The following is a 7,339-nucleotide window of genomic DNA, read 5'->3' on the forward strand; positions in this document are numbered from 1 at the left end:
CGGACGGCTTCCTGTTTGAATTCGACCGTGTAGCTCTGCTTCGGAATCTTGTACATCCTTCTACCTCCAGTGCTCAGTTTAAACCGTCACCGTCAGTATCCGAAATTCCCGGCCAACCTCATAGGGTCCTTCGGAGAGTTGTTTCGGTGTTTTGGCTATCGCCATATCTACATCGTGCCCGAGTGCGGAGTTTGGTCGGTCGCTGTCTCGAGAGCAGATCATGCCGATGTGCTTATTTTTTTAGAGCAGAGAAAGCGGCTTTCTGCATGTCAGAAAACCGAGGATCATTTATTAACTCATTTATTGCTTGCCTACGTAATTGGAGGGAGTTTCGTGGGTCGTCGGACGGATAAGCTGCTTTCATGCCCTGTATATCCATTTGGGATAATTGATAGCTTGGTGGAACAAAACACGAACCTGTCGTAGGTAATGGTTCCTTAAAAATCTTAAATGGGAGTGAGTAGTGCATAATTGACTTAGGATCGTAGCTTGTGAAGACTACAGGGCCGTCAGGAGACTCACCTACTTCAAACCCATTCTTTAAACCGAATGACGAAGAAACGCTTATTTTTTGGAAATTAACTCTTATCTCCTCGTCGTTTTTCAGCTGGGGATATGTTTCTTTTATCTTCTCTTTGTCCATTTGGCTTTCACATGCTGCTGCAGGCGTTTGATGCTCGTGATGAAAGCCTAACGCATGTCCAAATTCGTGCAAGACAATTCTAATAAACTCAGGATCACTAGAGTCATGGGAATCAAAGTCTTTCAAACCCATACTAGCGACTGACTGATCATAATGCATTGAGTCCGTCCCTAACAGAGACCAATGACCGTCTGTGCGGAAGGTAATCCTTATGTTACTCGTTTCATTTGAGGAACAGTTTCTGAAATGGGGGGGAATGCCGAAATCAAACTTAATATTGCCGTTATTTGCCCATTCGTTGGCCTGCTTAGTAATAGCCGACTTTGCTGCCTCCCCTCCTTTCTCGTAAAAACAAACCTTGATCTTGGTTCCAGGATTCCAAGTCTTGGCTTGCATAATAACGGCTTTAATTCTTTTTATATCAGCTTGATGTAAGCCATAAATATTATTTGAGCTAGGTTCATTTATAAGTGCGGACGCGATTGCGAGTGCATGATCCTGGTCTTGAATAAATTTCAATGCAGCGTGCATTTTGTCGTGCTGTACATTGCCGGCAGTGGACAAGTCGTATTTTTTATTAGAAGGAGCGGGCGGATGATTTGAAGCCGAGCCCGTTGATGTTGGAATGAGAATTAAGCGTTCTGCCCGTATACCCTCTAAATCATGGCCAATTGCAAGGCATGTAGTTCCAGATCCAATAATTACAATAATCAGTCCAATTGCCTTCTGCAATTTATGCTTTGTCATAGTACCGCTCCAAATCTATTTATTTAATAGGGGATCCACATGCACAAAGTGTAAAGGCCACTGTGGATAGAACAACCCATCTCTTCATTCTTGTTTTCCTTGTTTTAAATTAGAGTCCGATGGGCGCGTTCAAGCTTTCCGTTTATTTAATATGGTACATACAATGACCTAGCTCATCCTCCAAATTGGCGCAGGGGAAGGTGAAAGCCGTGGTCATATATCGCTTAGCTATGTCGCTAGAGAGGAGGATCCCAGACGTACTCCATAAGAAGGATGGCATCATCCTGGGCTAACCCCATTATGACCATAACAATCAGCAACGTATCACCTTGGCGCCCGTTTTCCTCAGAGTGGCGGGGTAATCCCTCCATTTTTGGGGATGACGTCACATCGACCAAACCTGATTGATCGCTGTAGACTCCGCCAGGGGCTGGAATTAGATCAAGGATTGTGTTCTTTTAATGTATCTTGAAGTGACTTCCGGAGATCTGCAAGCTCTTTTTCCTGGCCTAAAGCCGCAATTTCTTCGGATGAATAATCGATTTTCAATTGCAAGAAATGGGTGAGCGCAAGTATATAGCCTTCTATTACTTTGGCGGGCAACTGAGCTAATCCCATTGCTGAGCTAGGTTGGTTTGTATCGTAAGAAACCAGCATACCATTTTCAAATACGGCATTATTTTTAGTGGTTACGAATGGACGATATTTATAGGGCAGTAAAGATACCGGACTTAGATTTGGCATAGAAATATATTGACTTGCTGTTGTAGCTGTTTCATTCTTCCTAAGCTGAACTAGGTATGTGGCATCTCTCCTATACAGAATCCCATAGTGCCCCTTTAATGTGGAAGGGACACTTTGGTCTTCAGATTTGCTTAGTTCATAGTCATCATAAATAGTTTTTAATTTGGCAACCTCATTTTGGGCTTGAATATAAATATTCAAGGGCGGTAGCAAGGTGGCGTGTGCGGGTATAGATAGACCCTTGCTATCTTTAAAAAAATCAATTGATTTGCCAGTCGTACAAGTATAAGTATCATCCTCAAAATCCACGATTTCATCATATTTTAGAATAGGATGGCATTCCTTTTTAACTTCCTCTGTCTGCAAACTCAGCACACCCGTAGGAGGGGCAGGGGCGGGAATTGTAAGCATTGCGACTGCCTTTGCGATTTCCACTGCGATGTCTCCAGTTCTGTCTGTGCTGGTAACATCGGCACTGGTTAGTAAGCCGGAATGCGTGGTTTTTATTTTTAGCTCATCGTCTCTTAGATATGAAGGATTCAGTTTCAGCAGAAATGGATAATTCGTGTCCGGCTGAAGCGGCTGTGGAGTAATGTCCATCGTAATATAATAGTTGCAATTGTCAGCACCCACATTTGCTCTGGCGTGATCATATTGCTTTTGTGCCTCGTTCATGGCCTCCTTCGCCTTTTCAGAAACATCCTTAGCTGCCTTATAGATACCTTCAGCTGTCTGGGCTTTTTCGAGTGCACTAGCTTTTGCTTTCGCATCTGCTCCATCCTCACCTACTGGTGTGTGTTTAGCTTCAGATGATAATTTGCCCCATTCCGACTTCAATTTTTCTGCTAGTTTATTTTTTTCATGAAACAGCCCTATTGCTTCTTCAAGTCTTTCCTTTGCTATTTTGGGATCAAGATGCTCAGCAGTGATAGCCAGGCGGTGCTGTCTTTTCGGCAAATAATATGAAATGCCGGTATTTATCTCGTTGAAATTTGCTTTCTTGGTTTGAATAAAGCTTGCGCAACCTGTTAATGCAATTGTCACGGCAATGGTCAAAAACATGTTCTTCTTCATTTTCTCCTTCCATTATTAAATTCTTTCCGTATTCTGCAGAAAACCATCTATTGCCCGCGCTGTATCCTGAAGTGCGCTCGCCCGATTCATCCCATTCAGTTTGGCGTACTCTCTTCGATGAATGTGAATTCCCCTACAAACTCACTTTTAGGTTGAGATGCTCCCAATAAATGAACTCCGTGGCAGCACCCCACATGGAGTACTCACCGCATTGCTCCAGTACTTTGCGTACTGCACGTTCCCGTACTTGGGTGAAAAACTTGTTTGATTTTTCCTGACTTCATTCTCTCAGGTGTTGAAGCCTTTCAAAATACGGGCGCTTCAGGGAGGCAAGGTAGCGAAGTAATTCAGCGCACGAATGCTGGGGAGGAAAAAATATTCCCCGCCCGCGAAGCGCACATAAGTTTTCACTTCAGCGCGGCGACGTATCGGGACAGCTGGAATAGTAAAGGCTCCTGCTGACCCCAGCATGGGATCTGTTTCCTTGAACAAAGTGGAGAAATTAGGGTTCAACAACCACGTTTGCTGAATAAATTCGAACTGCCGAACGATATCGGTGTTGAGGCACATGAACAATAAGCCTCGCTCCACGTGATCATCAATGTCCTTATCAAGGATTGGGGGTCCGAAATTTCTTGCACGACGCAGAATACGGTGATGGTTTACGGCATGCAGCAGTCCTTCGGTAGGTGTCAAATCTGGGTTTGGGCCATCCCGAGAAGGAAGCCAGTCCCTGGGATTTGCGCGCCGGATATGGGAACCAAGCGGGCAACCCAAACCATGCACATCTTTTTGAGCATAACCGAAATGGGTTGCTAATAATTCATGGCTTTCTGGGGGTATGGAGCCGTCAGGCCCCAAAGGATTACCATCCAGAGTTCGCCCGATCAGCCGTTCAGCCAGCCAGTTCGCATCAATTTTCGTACCACCGATTTTCTTCGCTGCATCTGCCATTGATCTCCAAAAGCCCGCCACATCCTGACGGAGTTCACGAATAACAAGGTAGCTGCCGTTTAGCCCAAGATTACGAAAGCCTGCTGGCACTCCAATATCACTTAACAGATTCGCGTCTCCTTGAGGTGCCGGATTTTGGTCCACTTCCAAAATAGGTCCAGGAGCGGGTTCACCATGGGCATTAGGATGGCCTATCAGAATCTCGCCCGCCGGAATTTCATGCCATTTCTTCTCCTCGGCAGATTGGTTTCTGTTAGCAGGAATTATTGCCTCGCCGCAAGGCACGGGCTGGGACATGCCATCTGCAAAACCGAAATGCTCGCGAGAGACAGAAATGTTCTCATTATTTTTGCTGAAATTTAGATATAGCTCTCGCTCGTACGAAATTTCAACACCATATGTTTTTAGCACCGTTTCAGCTATGGCTCTTTGTTTCTTCAGTGCGTCATCGGTATTGGCGTATAGCAAAAGAACTGCATGAACAGTAATAGGAGTCGCGGAAGGGCCACTCTTTTGGGAATATCTCCCTCCACTCCAGAGAGTGCCCCCCTCGATAACTGTCTGGGAATTGTCGTCACTCAGGCGGCGTTTCCTGTCTGGCTGATGCATACCCTCCTGAAATGGCTCTGCAAAACTTTTCAAGGCGTTATCAGGAAGCCCTATTCTATTGAGACCTGTCCAGGTAAACGCAATGGCGGCAGAGGGTGTAACTTGACCTGTTGCGTCAGTGATAACAATCTTTTCGCGTAGCGCACTCAGCCATTTACCGCCCCCTTTTTCCTCCAGCTCAAGGAATAAGGCCAAAGCCAGGGGAAGATGGGGAAAAGCACTTACGACGAGACCCTGGGTATCTTTCGCATACTTAGGTTTAAGTTTCCAACTTTTGGAAGGTTTAAGTTGGGGAACGTCTATAGATCCAATGCCCATCCCTTGGCCTCCATATCAGAAAGAGTGGCGCGACATAACCCTTGGGAGATACGGGCATGACGTTCGATCTGATTGACAGTGTATTCTTTATAGGCACTGAACCAAACTGTGCTTTCGACCATCGAATGGCGCGCCCAAATTTTGAATTTACGCCCCTCGGCAGCACCCTCCCCAACCAAAAATCGTGTCGATGGAAAGCCAATGCCCCCACTCCACGCAAGGGTTAAGCCTGTATGAGCTTTTTCGATAAAATCATCTAGATAACTTTCCCAGCTCCCGTCAAAATTACTGAGAAACATGAGTCGGCTTCCATTATTGATCAGCGCCCAGTGAGCAAAGTGAATAGTTCGCATACTGTTCAGATAGCCATCGCCCCTCCTGAACCTCAGCCAGAGACCGAGGCCTCTTAACCCGACCCGAACCAGAACGGCACGCAATATGCCAGGCTTCAGATGAACGATGCTACACATATGATTCTGAGCGATTTTATCTTCGCGTTGGGCCATGGCCAACATGGCCTCTTCGTTCAGCACGGGCGCATCATTCGAGGAGTCGCGACATTCGAGCCAGCGCAACCAATATACCAAGCCCCGGAGCGTAGTTAATATTCCAACAGAGATGAGTGCCACATGCACGAGATTAGGAAGCCACTCTGGCTCCACTTCGAGACTAGTCACTACAAGAGCAGTAAGGCAAATTAATGCCCCGATAACCATGATTACCCACCCTGTAACGGCTACATTTTTAAAAAACCTTGGAGCACTTAAGAGCTCACCCAATATAGAGCATGCCTGGGGCGTTCTCAGGATGAATAAACTTGCAATAACCAACAAGACCAGCAATACCCACGCGGGGTTGATTAATTGTGTCAGGAACGTCGTAATCAGGCTTACTAACAGTGTAGGCAGGCTCAGAGCACCAATAAGCAAAAGGATAAATCCCAGCAAACGAAGAAAGTCAAATATTTTTTCCGCCCTCGAAACTCGAGGTGGGGTCTTAAAGTTCAGCCAAGGAAAATCGGGTAACAATAGCTTGCGAAGTTCCTGATGAACCTGGTGTGCTGTCATTCCTTGAAATAGGACCTGATTTTTCAGGTGGGTTTGTATAGCATCAAAGAGCTTACCCTCATCAAGGATTCGTCTGCGATCAAGTCCTCGATTGCCTTGGTGATAGACTGCAGGGAGCACTGTACAAGCATCTAGAAGCGGAGTGATGGGCTGACGAGATCCTTTTTTTGTTATCTCGATGAATAGTTTGTCTATATTGTCATGTTTTGGCGGCTTACAGCAACGGAATATCTCCCGTAGTGTTTCGCCCATAGCAGCTTCCACCTGACTCCAGAACGGGCCAGTAGGCCCATCAAAATTAGCTTCCAACACGAAGATAGGATTGTATTGATCATCCGGAAAAACGGTCATTGAAAGAAAATGCAGCAAAGGCACTTCTGACCTTAGCTTGTCAAACTTCTGCTCCCCTTTAGCAGTAGGCTCTTGCTGTGCGTCAAAATCCGACATAAGTTGGTGCAACCGGATAGAGCTTTCCGGTCGAACCTCGACTACAACAGTGAGAACTTTTTGCTGCATATGACCATTCGCTTCCAGTATGTCGGTGGCCTCCTCGCCTTCAAATTTTTAATCTCAATTCAGCCGCCCGTATTTCATTTATAGATGAGAAAAGGAAGAAAACAAGGAAGGAAAAGAAGAAGTTTTTCTGCTGTCATTTACCCGGGATAACGTATTTTATGATGGGTTGAATTGGGACAAGCTCGAGTATCTTTTTTTATTGATAAAATAGGTTATCGATAATAAAACAGGTGCATGAGCACTCCGATCTTCCCGCCTCAATTCCTCTTTCAAGCCGGCTTCTAGCTGTGAAGTAGCGAAGTACGGGGAAATCTCAAACAAAAAAAGCCGCAGGGCAATTTAGTTGATGAATTCTCATACACCCGCCTCCCGGCGGGTTTTTTTGCTCTGCCATTCTCTTACGGGCCAGTTCCTTGCTCAACTGCCTCTCTGCTTCAAGATCTCACAATCTCGAAAAACGAACTTTACTAGATTCCAAGTGGTACTTTTTATTGGGGCCCATCAACGGTTCGTAGCGGATTTCATTTTTAAATGCTCTCCTGAAACTCTGGAGTTGCCCCTATTAAACCGGACAGGATGCGGTTAGTAACTGGCTGCGGATGAATTGTCTTGGCGACTTCATCTTGAGCCCCTTGTGAGGATGATATTCATTGTAATCCTCGAACCA

Annotated in this window: 4 protein-coding genes; all 4 read right to left on the reverse strand. The window is 45.7% G+C overall.

The genetic code is table 11. The features are described 5' to 3' along the window. Window positions 1-232: 232 nt before the first annotated feature. The 4 genes from AC52W5_RS06915 to AC52W5_RS06930 all read right to left on the reverse strand — a co-directional run bounded on the left by AC52W5_RS06915 (window position 233) and on the right by AC52W5_RS06930 (window position 6,672). Window positions 233-1,390: a M12 family metallopeptidase gene (locus AC52W5_RS06915; RefSeq protein WP_495670473.1), complete on the reverse strand. Its 1,158-nt coding sequence runs from the start codon at window positions 1,388-1,390 to the stop codon at window positions 233-235. Between the two features lie 441 nt (window positions 1,391-1,831). Beyond that, complete coding sequence (locus tag AC52W5_RS06920) at window positions 1,832-3,208, reverse strand: hypothetical protein (protein WP_495670474.1); 1,377 nt, start codon at window positions 3,206-3,208, stop codon at window positions 1,832-1,834. Between the two features lie 321 nt (window positions 3,209-3,529). Continuing rightward, on the reverse strand, window positions 3,530-5,089 hold the full coding sequence (locus AC52W5_RS06925; protein ID WP_495670475.1) for a Dyp-type peroxidase: 1,560 nt from the start codon (window positions 5,087-5,089) through the stop codon (window positions 3,530-3,532). Further along, window positions 5,071-6,672 carry a hypothetical protein gene (locus tag AC52W5_RS06930; RefSeq protein ID WP_495670476.1) on the reverse strand — a complete coding sequence of 534 codons (1,602 nt, stop codon included), beginning with the start codon at window positions 6,670-6,672 and terminating at the stop codon, window positions 5,071-5,073. The genes AC52W5_RS06925 and AC52W5_RS06930 overlap by 19 nt, the downstream gene beginning before the upstream one ends. Between the last annotated feature and the right edge of the window lie 667 nt (window positions 6,673-7,339).

It is taken from the genome of Nitrosospira sp. CT (genome assembly GCF_059489795.1).